Annotated in this window: 16 protein-coding genes; 8 read left to right on the top strand and 8 right to left on the bottom strand. The window is 72.6% G+C overall.

Going from position 1 to position 15,541, the window contains the following annotated elements:
- Nucleotides 1–263 precede the first annotated feature (263 nt).
- Both ACFYUS_RS06780 and ACFYUS_RS06775 read right to left on the bottom strand, forming a co-directional pair.
- Nucleotides 264–608 carry a GNAT family N-acetyltransferase gene (locus ACFYUS_RS06780; protein WP_388846655.1) on the bottom strand — a complete coding sequence of 115 codons (345 nt, stop codon included), beginning with the start codon at nucleotides 606–608 and terminating at the stop codon, nucleotides 264–266.
- 56 nt (nucleotides 609–664) lie between these two features.
- On the bottom strand, nucleotides 665–1,606 hold the full coding sequence (locus ACFYUS_RS06775) for a pirin family protein (RefSeq protein ID WP_388846653.1): 942 nt from the start codon (nucleotides 1,604–1,606) through the stop codon (nucleotides 665–667).
- 117 nt (nucleotides 1,607–1,723) lie between these two features.
- Here ACFYUS_RS06775 and ACFYUS_RS06770 point away from each other — a divergent pair, with 117 nt between their 5' ends.
- A complete protein-coding gene (locus ACFYUS_RS06770; protein ID WP_388846651.1) occupies nucleotides 1,724–2,203 on the top strand; it encodes a carboxymuconolactone decarboxylase family protein in 480 nt (159 codons plus the stop codon).
- Nucleotides 2,204–2,265: 62 nt separating this feature from the next.
- Here the strand turns inward: ACFYUS_RS06770 and ACFYUS_RS06765 are convergent, their stop codons facing one another.
- The 4 genes from ACFYUS_RS06765 to ACFYUS_RS06750 form a co-directional block, all read right to left on the bottom strand.
- Nucleotides 2,266–2,571 carry a hypothetical protein gene (locus ACFYUS_RS06765; RefSeq protein ID WP_388846649.1) on the bottom strand — a complete coding sequence of 102 codons (306 nt, stop codon included), beginning with the start codon at nucleotides 2,569–2,571 and terminating at the stop codon, nucleotides 2,266–2,268.
- A gap of 176 nt (nucleotides 2,572–2,747) precedes the next feature.
- The gene (locus ACFYUS_RS06760; RefSeq protein ID WP_388846647.1) at nucleotides 2,748–4,925 is read right to left on the bottom strand and encodes a hypothetical protein; all 2,178 of its coding nucleotides are present in this window, start codon (nucleotides 4,923–4,925) and stop codon (nucleotides 2,748–2,750) included.
- Between the two features lie 70 nt (nucleotides 4,926–4,995).
- Complete coding sequence (locus tag ACFYUS_RS06755; protein ID WP_388846645.1) at nucleotides 4,996–5,790, bottom strand: polysaccharide deacetylase family protein; 795 nt, start codon at nucleotides 5,788–5,790, stop codon at nucleotides 4,996–4,998.
- A 133-nt stretch (nucleotides 5,791–5,923) separates the two neighbouring features.
- Nucleotides 5,924–6,514: a DJ-1/PfpI/YhbO family deglycase/protease gene (locus ACFYUS_RS06750; RefSeq protein WP_388846643.1), complete on the bottom strand. Its 591-nt coding sequence runs from the start codon at nucleotides 6,512–6,514 to the stop codon at nucleotides 5,924–5,926.
- 200 nt (nucleotides 6,515–6,714) lie between these two features.
- Between ACFYUS_RS06750 and katG the strand changes: the two genes are divergently transcribed.
- The 5 genes from katG (at nucleotide 6,715) to ACFYUS_RS06725 (ending at nucleotide 12,106) form a co-directional block, all read left to right on the top strand.
- Nucleotides 6,715–8,919, top strand: coding sequence for a catalase/peroxidase HPI (katG, locus tag ACFYUS_RS06745; protein ID WP_388846641.1), 2,205 nt, complete (start codon nucleotides 6,715–6,717; stop codon nucleotides 8,917–8,919).
- Nucleotides 8,920–9,043: 124 nt separating this feature from the next.
- Nucleotides 9,044–9,862, top strand: a complete 819-nt coding sequence (locus tag ACFYUS_RS06740) for an SDR family NAD(P)-dependent oxidoreductase (RefSeq protein WP_388846638.1) — start codon at nucleotides 9,044–9,046, stop codon at nucleotides 9,860–9,862.
- Between the two features lie 104 nt (nucleotides 9,863–9,966).
- Entirely contained in the window at nucleotides 9,967–10,476 is a 510-nt protein-coding gene (locus ACFYUS_RS06735) for an EF-hand domain-containing protein (protein ID WP_388846636.1), read from the top strand.
- 99 nt (nucleotides 10,477–10,575) lie between these two features.
- On the top strand, nucleotides 10,576–11,391 hold the full coding sequence (locus tag ACFYUS_RS06730) for an alpha/beta fold hydrolase (RefSeq protein WP_388846634.1): 816 nt from the start codon (nucleotides 10,576–10,578) through the stop codon (nucleotides 11,389–11,391).
- 19 nt (nucleotides 11,392–11,410) lie between these two features.
- Nucleotides 11,411–12,106 (top strand): alpha/beta hydrolase, encoded by a 696-nt coding sequence (locus ACFYUS_RS06725; RefSeq protein WP_388846632.1) that lies wholly within the window; start codon nucleotides 11,411–11,413, stop codon nucleotides 12,104–12,106.
- Nucleotides 12,107–12,149: 43 nt separating this feature from the next.
- Here the strand turns inward: ACFYUS_RS06725 and ACFYUS_RS06720 are convergent, their stop codons facing one another.
- Together ACFYUS_RS06720 and ACFYUS_RS06715 are read right to left on the bottom strand one after the other, a co-directional pair.
- Entirely contained in the window at nucleotides 12,150–12,650 is a 501-nt protein-coding gene (locus tag ACFYUS_RS06720) for a DUF3291 domain-containing protein (RefSeq protein ID WP_388846630.1), read from the bottom strand.
- Nucleotides 12,651–12,682: 32 nt separating this feature from the next.
- The gene (locus ACFYUS_RS06715) at nucleotides 12,683–13,336 is read right to left on the bottom strand and encodes a helix-turn-helix transcriptional regulator (RefSeq protein ID WP_388846628.1); all 654 of its coding nucleotides are present in this window, start codon (nucleotides 13,334–13,336) and stop codon (nucleotides 12,683–12,685) included.
- Between the two features lie 82 nt (nucleotides 13,337–13,418).
- Here ACFYUS_RS06715 and ACFYUS_RS06710 point away from each other — a divergent pair, with 82 nt between their 5' ends.
- Together ACFYUS_RS06710 and ACFYUS_RS06705 are read left to right on the top strand one after the other, a co-directional pair.
- Nucleotides 13,419–14,066 (top strand): TetR/AcrR family transcriptional regulator, encoded by a 648-nt coding sequence (locus ACFYUS_RS06710; protein WP_388846626.1) that lies wholly within the window; start codon nucleotides 13,419–13,421, stop codon nucleotides 14,064–14,066.
- An 89-nt stretch (nucleotides 14,067–14,155) separates the two neighbouring features.
- Nucleotides 14,156–15,529, top strand: coding sequence for a GH1 family beta-glucosidase (locus ACFYUS_RS06705; protein WP_388846624.1), 1,374 nt, complete (start codon nucleotides 14,156–14,158; stop codon nucleotides 15,527–15,529).
- Nucleotides 15,530–15,541 lie beyond the last annotated feature (12 nt).

The following is a 15,541-nucleotide window of genomic DNA, read 5'->3' as shown; positions in this document are numbered from 1 at the left end:
ACAGTAACGGCCGCCGCGCCCGCCTCGCTCAAAGAGACCGAGAGCATTACCTCCTTGCAGTGATCTTGCTCGAAATCATGTTTAACTCGCTGACCAGCGTGATTCAGGCCAACCGATCGAGAGTCGGCCAACGACGCGCCCGGAGTCGCCGTTCTCGGTCGCCCGTTCGGCCCCCCGGTGCAGGGGGCCGACGGGCCCGATCACGCGCGACTGATCCATACGGAGGAAACGTTCGCCTCCGCGTGCGTCGCGTTGACGAACGGTCAGCGCTTCAGCTGTCCGTCCAGCCATTCGAGGACCTCGGGGGTCACCGGGTCGGTGATGTCGGCGAACTCCTCGTGCTTCTTCAGGAACTTCGCGACGTAGGGGCAGACGGGGACGATCCGCATCCCGGAGGCGCGGACGTCGGTGAGGGCCTGCTCGACGAGGATCCCGGCGAGGCCCTGGCCCGCGTAGGCCTCGTCGACCTCGGTGTGGAAGAAGACGCGCCGGTCGTCACGGTCGCGGTAGGCCGTCAGGCCGGCGCGCTCGTCGCCGACGAGGATCTCGTACCGGTGCCGGGGGTCCACGCGCCGGACGACGGGGGCGGTGGCGGTCTGCTCGGTCATGGGGAATGCCTTTCGCGTGGCTGGGTGAGGGTCGTGGACGGGGAAGCGGTCGCGCGTCAGCCGCGTGCGGGGGCCACGCGGGGCGCGGGGTTCCTGCGGGGCGCGATCCGGGCGTTGGGCAGGGCGGGGGCGGGGAGGCGGTCGCCGGGGTAGCCGTCGACCGTGCCGAAGCGGTCGGAGGCCTTCTCCCACTCCTCGCGGGCCTCGACGATGTCCTCGTGGCTGCGGCCGATGAAGTTCCACCACATGACGATCTCCTCCTCGAACGGCGTTCCGCCGAGGAGGACCGCGCGGGCGGGGACGTCCGACTCGTTGGTCAGGGTCAGGCCGTCGGCCCCGACGCCGGCGTATCCGAGTTCGGCCGGGCGCAGCAGGGTGCCGGCCAGGCGGACGTCCCCGCTGTCGACGAGCAGGCCGTGCTCGAAGGCGGGGTCGGTACGGAGGGTGACGGTCGCGCCCGGGTCGATCAGGAGTTCGGCGCCGAGGAGCGGGGTGAAGGTGCGTACGGGGGAGGACGAGCCGGCGAGCGACCCGAGGAAGACCCGGATGTCCGCCCCGTCGACGCGGACGGTCCCGGGGGCGTAGTGCTGGAAGTCCCGGGCGGTGTTCCGGTGCTCCTCGGGGAGGGCCACCCACAGCTGTACGCCGTGCAGGGTGGTGGTGCGGGCGGTGGAGACCTCGGTGTGGCTGATGCCGTGGCCGCCGGTCATGAGGTTCAGCTCTCCGGGCCGTACGTACGCGTGGCTGCCCAGGCTGTCGCGGTGCTCGATCTCGCCGCTGAACAGCCAGCTCACGGTCTGGAGCCCGATGTGCGGGTGGGGTGCGACGTCCATGCCGCCGGTCGCGGCGACGTCGTCGGGGCCGTAGTGGTCGGCGAAGCACCAGGCGCCGATCAGCGTCCGGGCCCGCTGTGGGAGCGTACGCCGTACGGTCATGGCCCGTGGCCCGCCCAGGGGGACGTCCCGTGCCGTCAGGACCTCGATCTCCGTGGTGCTCATCGCCGACCCCTCCATGGAAGTAGTTCCATTTTCAACAATCATGGACGATGATAGCCCCTGCGACGGTGATACGCACGGTCGCGGACGGGGCCGTCGGGTCCCGGGAAGGAGCACACGGTGAGTGACACGGCAGGAGCCCCGGCGGACGGGCGAGTCTACGTCGACAAGCAGAGCCCCAAGGCGTACCACGCGCTGGTCCAGACGGCCGACGCCGTGCGCACGACGGCCGCCGACGCGGGACTCGACCGCATCCTGGTGGAGCTCGTCAACCTCCGCGTGTCCCAGATCAACGGCTGCGCGTACTGCCTCGACGTCCACACCCGGGCCGCCCTGCGCGCCGGCGAGACGACCCGCCGCCTGGGCGTGCTCGCCGCCTGGCGCGACACCGCGCTCTTCACGGCGCGGGAGCGCGCGGCCCTGGCCCTCGCGGAGGCCGTCACCGCCCCCGCCGACGCCCTCGCGCAGGAGCGCGCCTACGAGGCCGCGCGCGGCTCCCTGACCGACGACGAGATCTCGGCGGTCATCTGGGTGGCGATCACCATCAACGCCTTCAACCGGGTCTCGATCCTGAGCAAGCACCCCGTACGGGAGGCCTGACACGGCGAGGCCCGGTGCCTCCGGGGCACCGGGCCTTCGCGTCGGGTGGTGTGTCGGGTCGGTCAGGTGGAGATCGCGGGGAGCAGGCCGGTGGCCGGCGCGGCCAGGTCGGTCAGCTGGTGCAGCTGCCCCAGCTCGTTCAGCCGGTCGAGGCCGTTCAGCTGTCCGGCGATGCCGGGGAACTGCCCGCGGGACTCCTCGGGGATGCCGGTCGTGGCGAGGGCGTCGAGCTCGCTGATCGGGTTGATCTTGGGACCGAGCGGGCCGGAGGCTTCGGCCGCGCTCGCGGTGGTCGCCGCGGACGCGCCGAGGCACGAGAAGGCGGCGGCGACGGCGAGGATCGAGGAGATGCGTCGTGTTGAGGTCACACCCTCACAACGGGCCGGCCTGCCGGGGGACACGGTCGGCCCCCGCTCTCACGGTTCTCACCGCCCGAACGGGGGTCCCGCCGTCGAGAAGAAGGGGCGAGGAGAGCGAAGAGGCTATTTCAAGGGGTTTTGAGAAGGAAGCCTCCTCATGGCCTCGCCCGGGACGACCGTAGCAGTCAGGCGGGGATCAGGTCGCGCAGATTTTCGGGGGTGAACACGCGCGAGCCCGGCGGCAGGCCCTCGGGCCGCTCCAGACCGACGTACGTGACGGGCCCGTCCGGCGGCGTCGAGCCGTCCCACCGGGTCGTGACGGTGGCGTCGGTGCCCATCAGCCCGACGAGGTGGCGGACCGTCAGCGGGGTGCGGGCGAGCAGGCCCCGGAGCAGGACCGCGACCGACGCCCGGTTCTCCTCGACCCGGTTCGCGGACGGGTTGCCCCGCAGGTACAGGTGCAGCCACCGCGCGCGCCAGCCGCCGTCCTCGCCGCGCTCGAAAGCGAGCGGCAGCGCGACCCGGCCGGGCCCGCGCAGATCGGACTTCATCCGGACCGTACGCGGCTCGAACGGACGGCCCCGCTGCTCGGTCTCGCGCAGCATGAAGCCGAAGAACGACTCCTCGACCTCCTCGAAGTCCTCGCCGGAGTAGAGGTTCACCTGCGGGACGACGTAGCTGCCGCGGACCGCGCCGAGCCGCAGGTCGATGAACTCCGAGGCGCCGTCGGGCGCGTCGGTGATGTCGCCGGAGTGCCGGCCCTCGACGTCGGTGAGCGCCGTGTACGAGAGCCAGGTGACGGTCGCGTAGTCGGCGTCCAGGACCAGGGCCGACAGGTCGTAGTCGGTGGAGCGCGCGGTCTGCTTCCAGTACGTGAAGAAGCGCAGCAGCTCGCCCTCGACGGGCGAGACGGAGCCGCGCGGCAGGACGCCGAGGCCCGCCGCGGTCGCCCGGCCGCTGAGCGGGAGCGCCACGTCCAGGACGGCGGGATCGACGAGGAGGCGTCCCGGGGCGGGGAGCCGGCGCCGCGTCTCGGCGTCGAGGACGGCGCAGAGGCGCTCGCGCACGGCGGGCGGCAGCGGCGGGCGGGTGTCGGCGGTGACCCAGGCGGCCCCGAGCCGGTTGACGAAGATCCGCCGGTCCCCCGCCGTCCCCGCACGGTTCTGGACGTGCTCGCGGAGGGAGAGGACGACGCGGCCGGAGACCTTCGGGACGGCGCGCTCGAACGCGGCGAGGACGGCGTCGAGTTCCTTCGGCCCGTCCGCCGCGCGCAGGAGCCGGTCCAGGGCGCGCAGCAGCCTGCCGGGGGCGGACGTCAGGAGTTCGGCCGCCCCGACGACGTCGCCGAGACCGAGGAGTTCCTCGACGCGGCTGTCGAAGGAGGGTGCCTTCCGCTCGCCCCGGGCGACGGCGAACACCTCGGCGGCACCCGGCCACCGCGGGTACTCGTGCGGGTGCAGCCGCTCCCCGAGGCGCTTCCACGCCTCGCGGTGCCCGGCGACGTCGCCGAGCTTCGCGGGGGCTTCGGCGACGACGGCGTCGAGGCCGCCGAGCAGGGCGCGGCGGACGGGCCGGGACAGCGCGCGGAACCGGGTCGGCTCGCGCAGGGCGACGTCGCCGTCGGAGAGGGCGCAGGCCAGGCGCAGGACGTCGGTGACCGTGTCCAGGAGGAGGGGCGCGCCGGCCTCGAGCCGGGCCCGGTTGACGACGGCGCGGCTCTCCCGGATCGGGATCGCCTCGGGCTGCGGTCCGTCGGCCCGGTGGGCGGCGAGGAGGGCGAGGTCGCGCAGGTGCTCGTCGCCGAGCGGGGTGGTGCTTGCTGCCAGGGACAGGTAGAGGGCGGTGGCCTCGTCGTCGAGGGTGCCGCCGGGGTGCAGGACCGTCACGCGGTCGCCCGCCGCGGCGATGAGTTCGTCGTGCGCGGCGAGCATCCGCTCGTACGTGTGGCGGTGGGTGCCGTACGAGGGGAGGGTGAGGAGGTCGAGCACGCCGGCCCGCAGCTGCTCCAGGATCCCGGGGCGCGCGGTGTCGTCGTCGAGGGCCTCGGCGACGCAGCGCCGCCAGAAGTCGAAGGTGTCGGGCACGTTGGCCGGGAAGTCGATGAAGTACACGTTGTGCCGGACGTGGTCGCCGGCCATCTCGCGGACGGTGTCGAAGGTGCGGGCGGCGACGGCGACGACCGTCTCGCGCGGCAGCCGGGACAGTTCTTCGAGCAGTCCGGCCGACAGCTTGAACCCGACCGCCATCAGGGCGGTGTCGAACTGCCGGGCCGCGACGTCGCCGTCTCCGCCTCCGGCGGGTGCCGCGGGGAGGGGGAGGCGGCGGGTGTGCCGGACGACCAGACGTTCGAGGGTGTGGACCATTCGGGCATGCTGCCAGCCCCGCACGGCCCGGTGCATGCGGATTTCGGGCCGTGGGGGGAGCGGAGGGGGCTCAGGGCGTGGTGCGGACCGGGAAGCTGAAGGTGTGTCCGTTCTGCTTGAGCCAGGGCAGCACCTGCCGGAGGGCCGCGACGGTCTGGCCGCGGTCGCCGCCGCCGTCGTGGAAGAGGATCGTGGGCCCGTTGGACAGCTCGGTCTTGACGGTGTTGACGATCGAGGCCGTGCCCGGCTGCTCGAAGTCCTTCGTGTCCACGTTCCAGCCGAGCGGCCGCATCCCCGCGGCGGCGGCCATCTTGCGGCTGTCCGGGGTGAACGCGCCGCCGGGCGCGCGGTAGTAGTCGATCCGGGCTCCCCCGGCCGCGTCCTCGATCATCTTCTTCGCGTCGAAGATCTCGCTCTTCTGGTACGCGACGGGCTTCTTGTCCATCGTCGTGTCGTGGGACATGGTGTGGTCGCAGAGCCGGTGGCCCTCCGCGACGACCCTCTTGACGAGGTCGGGGTGCTGCTGGGCCATCGGGCCGACCATGCAGAACACGGCCTTGACGCCGTTCTGCTTGAGGATGTCGAGCATCTGGGGCGTCCAGCGCGGGTCGGGCCCGTCGTCGATGGTGATGTTCACGGCCGTGCCCCCGGCCTCGGCGGCGTGCGCGATGCTCACGGGCACCTGCTGCGGCCGCACCTGGGCCGGCGTCCTGGGCGCCCCGGCCGGTGTCTGCGAGGCCGGTGTCCGCCCCATCCCCGCGGCGGCCTCGTTGTCCATCAGCGCCGCGGCGCCCCACACCGCCAGGCTCAGCCCGAGCGCCGACGCCACCACGGCTATGTGCGTGGTGTACTTGCCCTGCCCCATGAAATCCCCACTCCCCCGGTTCGTCCGTCTCCCTGCTGAGAGGACGGTACGAGGAGCCGCGCGGTTTCACCGAATCCCGACCATCTGCCGGGACGGGCGGGCGCCGGGGCGGGGCGGGCGCGCTGACCGCCGTTCAGTTTCCGGGTGGCTCCGCGTCACCGCCGGCGTCGAGGAGGCGGACGAGCGCGGCGGCGAAGGCGTCGACGTCGCGCGGCCGGCGGGAGGTGACGAGGGGATGGGCTCCGGAGGTGTCGACGACGACCTCCCGGTCCCGCCAGGTGCCGCCCGCGTTCTCCAGATCGGGGCGGATCGAGGGGTACGAGGTCAGCTCGCGGTCCCTGGCCAGTCCGCTGTCGACGAGGAGCCACGGTCCGTGGCAGATGGCGGCCACCGGTCTGCCGGCGGCGGCGAAGGCGGAGACGAGGCGTCGCGCGTCGGCGTCGGTCCGCAGCCGGTCGGCGTTCACGGTGCCGCCCGGCACGAGGACGGCGTCGTACCCGGCGGCCGTCGCCTTCGCGAGCGTCGTGTCCGGCTGGACGAGGGCGCCGGGCCGGCGGTCGGAGACGAGGGTCAGGACCGCCTCGTCCTTCTGCGCGGCGATGGTGACCCGGGCGCCGTTCTCCCGCAGGACGGCCACCGGCTTTCGCAGCTCGCGCTCTTCCGTCCCGTAGTTCGTCGTGAGGACGAGGACGCTCTTTCCGGCGAGCCTTCGGCGGGGCGACATGGCGCGCCTCCTCTCCCGCGTCGCGGTGGACGTACGGAGCGCGCTTCCGGATCCACTTCGGAGTCTACTCGCGGGGTCGCGCGGCCTGCGGTCGGAAAGTCCCTCCTTCCGATCATTTCCGTCGGTTGGCGGGGCTCTGCGTGTTCTGACGGATCCGCGGTCCGCCGTAGGCGAGCATGACGGACGCCGAAACCGTCACGATGAGCGGAAGAAGGACCCACGTGCCCGGCAGCGACAGCGAGAACCCGGCGATCGCCTCCCCCACCCCCACCGAGACCCGGCCCAAGACCAACACGGACTGGTGGCCGAACCAGCTGGACCTCCAGGTCCTGCACCAGCACTCGCCCCTGTCCGATCCGATGGGCGAGGAGTACGACTACGCGAAGGAGTTCGCCGGCCTCGACGTCGAGGCGCTGAAGCGGGACGTCTTCGCGGTGATGACGGACTCCCAGGAGTGGTGGCCCGCCGACTACGGCCACTACGGGCCCCTGTTCATCCGGATGAGCTGGCACGCGGCGGGCACGTACCGCATCGCCGACGGCCGGGGCGGCGGCGGGCGCGGCGCCCAGCGCTTCGCGCCGCTCAACAGCTGGCCGGACAACGCGAGCCTCGACAAGGCGCGCCGGCTCCTGTGGCCGGTCAAGCAGAAGTACGGGCGGAGGATCTCCTGGGCCGATCTGCTGGTCTTCGCCGGGAACTGCGCCATGGAGTCCATGGGGTTCAAGACCTTCGGCTTCGGCTTCGGCCGCCCGGACGTCTGGGAGCCCGAGGAGATCTACTGGGGCCCCGAGGACACCTGGCTCGGCGACGAGCGCTACAGCGGCGACAGGCAGCTCACCGGCCCCTTCGGCGCCGTGCAGATGGGCCTGATCTACGTCAACCCGGAGGGCCCCAACGGCAATCCGGATCCGGTCGCCGCCGCCCGGGACATCCGGGAGACGTTCGGGCGCATGGCGATGAACGACGAGGAGACGGTCGCGCTCATCATCGGCGGCCACACGTTCGGCAAGTGCCACGGCGCGGTCGACCCGCAGTACATCGGCCCGGAGCCCGAGGCCGCCCCCATGGAGCAGCAGGCCCTCGGCTGGCGGAACTCGTACGGCAGCGGCAAGGGCGTCGACACGCTCACCAGCGGGCTCGAAGGGGCCTGGACCAACGAGCCGACCAAGTGGGACAACGGCTACCTGGACAACCTGTTCCGGTACGAGTGGGAGCTGACGACCAGCCCCGCCGGCGCCCACCAGTGGACCCCGAAGGACCCGTCGGCGAAGGACACGGTGCCCGACGCGCACGATCCTTCGAAGCGGCACGCCCCGATGATGCTGACGACGGACCTCTCGCTGCGGCTCGACCCGGTCTACGCGCCGATCGCGAAGCGCTTCCACGAGAACCCGGACCAGCTCGCGGACGCCTTCGCCAGGGCCTGGTACAAGCTGCTCCACCGCGACATGGGCCCCCTCTCCCGCTACCTCGGACCGTGGATCCCCGAGCCGCAGCTCTGGCAGGACCCCGTCCCCGCGGTCGACCACCCGCTGGTCGGCGAGGCGGACGTCGCCGTCCTCAAGGCCAGGATCCTCGACTCGGGGCTCTCCCCCTCCCAGCTGGTCACCACCGCCTGGGCGTCGGCCGCGAGCTTCCGCGGCACCGACAAGCGCGGCGGCGCGAACGGGGCGCGGATCCGGCTCGCCCCGCAGAAGGACTGGGAGGTCAACGACCTGCCGGAGGTGACCCGGACGATCGAGGTCCTCGACGGGATCCGCGCGGACTTCGAGGGCTCCGGCGGGGCGAGGATCTCGCTCGCCGACCTGATCGTCCTCGGCGGGTGCGCGGCGGTCGAGCGGGCCGCGAAGAACGCCGGGTACGACATCACCGTCCCGTTCGCGCCGGGGCGCACGGACGCCTCGCAGGAGCAGACCGACGTGGAGTCGTTCGCGGTGCTCGAACCGCGGGCGGACGGCTTCCGCAACTACCTCCGGGCCGGGGAGAAGCTGTCGCCGGAGACCCTTCTCCTCGACCGCGCCAACCTGCTGACGCTGACCGCGCCCGAGATGACGGTCCTCGTCGGCGGCATGCGGGTCCTCGGCACCGGGTTCGGCGGATCGCCGCACGGCGCCTTCACCGACCGGCCGGAGTCGCTGACCAACGACTTCTTCGTCCAGCTCCTCGACATGGGCACGGAGTGGAAGGCGTCGACGGACGACGAGAACGTCTTCGAGGGCCGCGACCGCGCCACGGGCGAGGTGCGGTGGACCGCCACCCCCGTCGACCTCGTCTTCGGTTCGCACTCGCAGCTGCGGGCCCTCGCGGAGGTGTACGCGTCCGCGGACGCGGGTGAGAAGTTCGCCCGCGACTTCGTGGCCGCGTGGGACAAGGTGATGAACCTCGACCGGTTCGACCTGCGCTGAGCACGGGCCGCGTACGGCGAGGGGCCGGCCGGCCCCTCGCCGACGTGCCGTCAGCCTGGTGGTGTCGACACCAGGTGTGACACACACTGCCGTCGGGCCGCCGATCGGTGCCAGCGTGGTCGCCATGACCCAGCGCACCACTCTGATCACCGGCGTCACCCAGGGCATGGGGCACGCGCTCGCACTCGACCTGGCGCCCCTCGGCGACACCCTCCTCCTGCACGGCCGGAACGCCGAACGTCTTGAGGCCGTGGCCGCCGAGGCCCGGGCCGCCGGTCCCGGCACCACGGTCCGTACGTATCTCGCCGACCTCTCCGACCTGGACCAGGTACGGGCGATGGCCGCCCGGATCCGGGCGGCGGAGCCGCACCTCGACGGCCTGATCCACAACGCGGTGGCCGGGGGCGGCGCGCGGCCGCTCGTCCGGGAGCTGAGCGGCCAGGGCCATGAACTCCGCTTCGCGGTCAATCACCTGGCCCCGTACGCGCTCACCCGCGCCCTGCTGCCGCTGCTCACCGCCTCCGCTCCGGCGCGGGTCGTCAACGTCGCCTCGATCGGGCAGGAGGCGATCGACTTCGACGACGTGATGCTGGAGCGGGACTACGAGGGACTGCGCGCCTACTGCCGGAGCAAGCTGGCCATGATCATGGCGACCTTCGAGCTGGCCGGCGAGCTGGCGGGCACCGGCGTGACGGTGAACGCCCTGCACCCGGCCCATCTGATGGACACGGAGGGCGTCCGCGCGTACGGGCTCGCTCCCGTCACCACCACGGAGGAGGGGGTCCGGCCGACCGCACGGCTCCTCCTGGACCCGGAGCTCGCCACCGTCACGGGCCGGTACTTCGACCGGTTCACCGAGACACGGGCCCACGAGCAGGCGTACGACACGGGGGCGCGCGAGCGCCTGATGAAGCTGACGCGCGATCTGGTGGGAGCGGCCTGATCGACCACTCGTCCGGGGGCCGGCTGGCGGGTCGTCCGCGCGCGAAGGGTTCTGCCGCCGATCATGGGCAGCGGTACGTCCCCATGAGCGAAGGAAGATCCGTCATGCCGATCCCTCAGGCCCTCGTGACCCCGAAGGCCCGCATCTACGCGATGCTGGACACCGACGGGGACGGAGTCGCCTCGAAGCACGACTACTTCGTCCGCATCGAACGGGCCCAGCGGGCGACCGGGCGCGGCGACGACGACCCCCTGGTCGTCGCCGCACGCACCACGGGCGAACGCGCCTGGGCGGCGATGGACGCCAACGGCGACGGCGTGATGACGTACGAGGAGTACATCGCCTGGGTGGACGCGGAGAAGTTCGACAACATCTGCCAGTACGCCCTGGGCGCCCTGTTCGACCTCGCCGACGCCGACCAGGACGGCGCCCTGGACCGCACGCAGTTCACGCTGCTGCGCCAGGCGCTGGGCAACCGGGCCGACAACGCCGACGCGGCCTTCGACGCGCTGGACGGCGACGGGGACGGCCGCGTCGGCCGCGCCGAGTACCTGGCGTCGATCCGCGCGTACGTCACGGGTGAGGAGTCCCCCATGGGAGCCGCCCTGTACTGACCGGGTGCCACCCGTCACCCCCTTGGACCGCGCACCGCGCCGCGCCGGACGCGGGGCAGCAGACTCACTCCCGGTGACGCCCCCACGCAAGGAGCCTGCATGTCCCCGCTCGCCTCGTCCCGGCGCGCCGCCGGCGCGCTCGCCCTCCTCATCGCCGCGGCGGCCGTGACCGCCCCCTCCGCGGCCGCCGCCGGGAGCAGCCACGGCGCCAGGCCGACCGTCGTCCTGGTGCACGGCGCCTTCGCGGACGCCTCCGGCTGGAACGCGGTCGCCGAGCACCTCCGGCACCAGGGCTACGAGGTCGTCGCGCCCGCCAACCCGCTGCGCGGCCTGAGCAACGACTCCACCTACACCGCGAGCGTCCTCAAGAGCATCGAGGGCCCGGTCGTCCTGGTCGGCCACTCCTACGGCGGCGCCGTCATCAGCAGCGCCGCGGCGGGCAACCCGAACGTCAAGGCGCTCGTCTACGTCGCCGCGTTCATGCCCGACAAGGGCGAGTCACCCGCCGAGCTCTCCGTCAAGTTCCCGGGCAGCGAGCTCGGAACGGCCGTGCGCCCCGTCCCGTACACCGACAGCGCGGGCAGCGGCACCGATCTGTACATCCAGAACGACAGGTTCCACAGCGTCTTCGCCGCTGATCTGCCCGAGCGGCAGACCCGGCTCATGGCGGTCGAGCAGCGCCCGATCACGGCCGCCGGCTTCGCCGAGAAGGCCCAGGCGGCCGCGTGGAAGACGATCCCGTCCTGGTTCCTCGTCGCCCGGCAGGACAAGGCGATCGCCCCGGACCTGGAGCGTTTCGAGGCCCGGCGGGCGGGCTCCCGCACCGTGGAGATCGACTCCTCCCACGTCGCCATGATGTCCCACCCCGAGACCGTCGTCGGCCTCATCGACGAGGCCGCCGAAGCCACCTGCTGACGCCGGAGGAAGAAACGCCATGAGTGACAAGCCCACCATCGTCCTCGTCCACGGCTTCTGGGGCGGAGCCGCCCACTGGGCCAAGGTCATCGTCGAACTGAACAAGCGCGGTTACGACAGGATCCGCGCCGTCGAGAACCCGCTCACCTCGCTCGCCGACGACGCCGAACGCACCCGCAAGATGGTCAGGCAGGTCGACGGCCCGGTCGTCCTCGTCGGCCACTCGTACGGCGGCGCCGTCATCACCGAGGCGGGCGACCTGCCGAACGTCACCGCCCTCGTGTACATCGCCGCCTTCGCGCCCGACGCCGGCGAGAGCCCGGGCGGAATCACCCAGGAGATGCCGCCGGCAGGAGTCGCCGGCATCGTCCCGGACTCCGACGGATACCTGTGGATCAAGCAGGACGAGTTCCACCAGACCTTCTGTCAGGACCTCACCCCCGACGAGGCCCTGGTCATGGCCGTCACCCAGAAGGCGCCGGTCGGTTCCACCTTCGGCGACACCATCACCGCGCCCGCCTGGCGCAGCAAGCCGAGCTGGTACCAGGTCTCCACCCAGGACCACGCGATCCACCCCGACAACGAGCGCCGGATGGCCGCGCGCATCAACCCGCGCAAGACCGTCGAACTCGACGCGAGTCACGCCTCCCTGGCGTCCCAGCCCCAGGCCGTCGTCGACCTGATCGAGGACGCCGTGAACGGGACCGCCGGCTGACCCGGTCCCCGCGCGTACGCGGCCGGCGCCGGGGACCGCTTCCTCAGACCGCCGCCGAGTCCCCGTCCGGCGCGTGCTCGGCGGCCTCGGCGGCGGTGTACGCGGAGGTGAAGGTGAACGCCCGGGGGGACGGCCCGTGTTCCCGCAGGTCCGCGAGCCGCTCCAGGGCCTCGGCGACGGTGGGGACGTGGCCGGCGGGGACCCACCAGAGCACCATGTGCGCCTCGGCGTGCCGGTGGAACCACTCACGTCGTCTCCGCATCACCTCCAGGTGCCCGCTGCGGTACGCGTAGTCCCACAGGGCCTCCTGGTTCTCCCAGACCGACAGGTTGACGATGACGTCCTCGCCCAGCGGGCGCATGCCGGTGGCGTCGGCCTCCCCGTCCTCCACGAGCCGCCAGACGAAGCCGGGGGCGGCGTCGGCCGCGGCGTTGACCGGGTCGAGCATCTCGACGAAGTACGCCGCGCGCGGGTCGTCGAGGGGGAAGCGGAGCCTGGCGACGTTGAGCTGGGCGAGGTGGAGGGCGTGCGGGGATGCGGTCATGGCCTCATCCCAGCACGGGCCGCTTTTCTATGTCAATCATCGTTGTTTTTAGAAGCTTCGACCACCACGCAGCACTCCCCCGGGCGGGCGTCCATGCGCGCGCGTACGGGACCCTCCACGCCGAGCAGCCCTTCGAGGAGTGCGAGGTTCATGCCGCAGACGAGCGGCGGGAAGCTCTCGGCGACGGCGTGGAAGGGGCAGTTGCGCATCCGGACGGCCCCGTCCGCCGCGTACGGCTCGTAGCCGCGGGCCGCCAGCGTCTCCATGGCCTCCTCGAGGCCGCCGCAGGGTCCCGCCGAGCCGCGCAGGGCCTCGCCCCGGCGGCGCGCCGCCGCGCAGAGCCCGGCGTCGAGCCCGGCCTGCTCGGCGGCCTCGGCGAGGAGCTCGGCGGCGGTGCGGTAGTCACGGGCGGGCAGCGACACCGAGCGCTCGCCACGCGCCCGCGTGTAGACCTTGGCGGGGCGCCCGGCCCCCGGCCCCGAGCGGCCGGACAGACGGCGGCTGCCGCTCTCCAGGAGCCCCGCCCCGGTCAGCCTGTCCAGATGGTGCGCGGCGAGCGTGCGCGCCACCCCGGCCGCCTCGGCGGCCTCGTTGCGGCCGACCTCCCGGCCCTGCGCCACGACGTACTCGTACAGGCGGCGCCGTACAGGATCCTGCAGCACCGCGATCGCTTCGATGTCCTCCACGGGCCCATTCTAGGAACAATGCGGATTGGCGATAGAAGGTACGCTTCCCCGCACTGGACCGCCGGACGACCGGGAGCATGTGATGACGGAAGCGACGGAGCCGGAGCCGCGGCTGCGCAGACAGCCCCGGCAGGCGCGCAGCCGGGCCCGGGTCGAGGCCATCCTCGGGGCGGCCGACCGGCTCCTGTCCCAGGAGGGGTACGAGGCGCTGACGATGCGGCGGATCGCCGAGGAGGCGGGCGTCCCGGTGGGCAGCATCTACCAGTTCCATCCCGACAAGGGCGCCGTCGTGGACGCGCTCGGCCGGCGCTATCTGGAGGGCTTCAAGACCGCCATCGACGGGCTCGTCGAGCGGGCCGTCGCGGGTGAGCTGACCGACCTGGTGGGCACGGTGGTCGAGGTCTACAGCGAGCTGTTCCGGTCCCAGCCGGGCGGCATGGCGCTGTGGGCCGGGCGGCACCTCAGTCCCGAGCTCGCCCGGGCCGACGAGGCGAGCAACGCGCTGGTCTCCGAGGGTCTGCTGCGCATCGTGGAGCACCTGACCGGCGGGCCCGGCGGCGAGCGGGCGCGGCGGGCGACGCGGATGGTGGTGTGGGCCGCCAACGCCGTGCTGCACGAGGCGTTCAAGGGCGGCGGCGAGCCGGACCTGGAGACCGTGGAGGAGCTCAGGCGGATGCTGGACCGCTACTGGGAGGACCTGAGGGACCGGCTGACGGCCGCGCACGGGTGAATCCGGCCCCGCTCCAGCCATAGAACATGAACGCGCGTTCATGTTACGGTGCGGCCCACCTCGGACGGCGAGCGCAGCAGCGAAGGCAGGTGCCCGTGACAACCAGCCCCACCGACCCCACCCGACTCCCCCGACTTCCGGGCGACTTCGTCTGGGGCGCGTCGACCGCCGCGTACCAGATCGAGGGCGCGGCCGACGAGGACGGCAAGGGCGCCTCGATCTGGGACACCTTCGTACGGCGCCCCGGGGCCGTCCGCGACGGCCACACCGGCGACGTCGCCTGCGACCACTACCACCGGCTCGACGAGGACGTCGCGCTGATGCGCCGGCTCGGGCTCGACGCGTACCGCTTCTCGGTGTCCTGGCCGCGCGTCCTGCCGGCCGGCACGGGCAAGGTGGAGCCGCGCGGCCTCGACTTCTACGACCGGCTGGTCGACGCGCTGCTCGACGCCGGGATCGAGCCCACCCCCACCCTCTTCCACTGGGACCTGCCGCAGGCCCTGGAGGACGAGGGCGGCTGGCTGAACCGCGACACCGCGCACCGGTTCGCGGAGTACGCGGCGGTGACGGCCGACCGGCTCGGCGACCGGGTCAAGCGGTGGATCACCCTGAACGAGCCCTTCATCCACATGTCCTTCGGCTACGGCTTCGGCGTCCACGCCCCGGGCCGCGCCCTGCTGCTGGACGCGCTGCCCGTCGCGCACCACCAGCTGCTCGGCCACGGTCTCGCGACCGCGGCGCTGCGGGCCGCCGTTCCCGACGGCCAGGTGCTGATCGCCAACAACTGCACGCCCGTGCGCCTGCGCCCGGACACCCGGCGGGACGTGGACGCGGCGGCGGCCTCGGCGTACGACACCCTGCACAATCTGATGTTCAACGACCCGGTCCTCCTGGGGAGTTACCCCGACCTCTCGGCGTACGGCATGACCGATCCGAGCTGGGGAGGGGTGGTGCGCGACGGAGACCTCGCCACCATCGCCGCGCCGCTGGACGGCCTCGGCATCAACTACTACAACCCGACCTGGGTGACCGCCCCGGCCGATCCCGCCGCGGGCCTGCCCTTCGATCTGACTGAGCCTCAGGAGACGTACGAGCGGACCTCGTTCGGCTGGCCGGTCGTCCCCGACGGGCTCACGGAGCTGCTCACCGGCCTCAAGGACCGCTACGGCGACGCCCTTCCGCCGGTATGGATCACCGAGAGCGGCTGCTCGCAGCCGGCCGGGCAGCACGACCAGGCGCGCATCGACTACCTCGCCGGACACATCGCCGCGGTCGCGGACGCCCTGGCCCGAGGGGTGGACGTGCGCGGCTACTTCACCTGGTCGCTGCTCGACAACTTCGAGTGGGCCGAGGGCTACCACCAGCGCTTCGGCCTGATCGAGGTCGACTTCGCCACCGGGCTGCGCACGCCCCGGGCGAGCTTCGACTGGTACCGCGGCCTCATCGCCTCCCACCGGCCCTGAGCGGCGGAGTCA

Origin of the sequence: Streptomyces sp. NPDC004284 (assembly GCF_042874035.1) — a bacterium.
Taxonomy (GTDB): Bacteria; Actinomycetota; Actinomycetes; order Streptomycetales; family Streptomycetaceae; genus Streptomyces.
The sequence above is the reverse complement of the archived record's forward strand: the minus strand, read 5'-3'. Positions and strand labels throughout refer to the sequence as shown.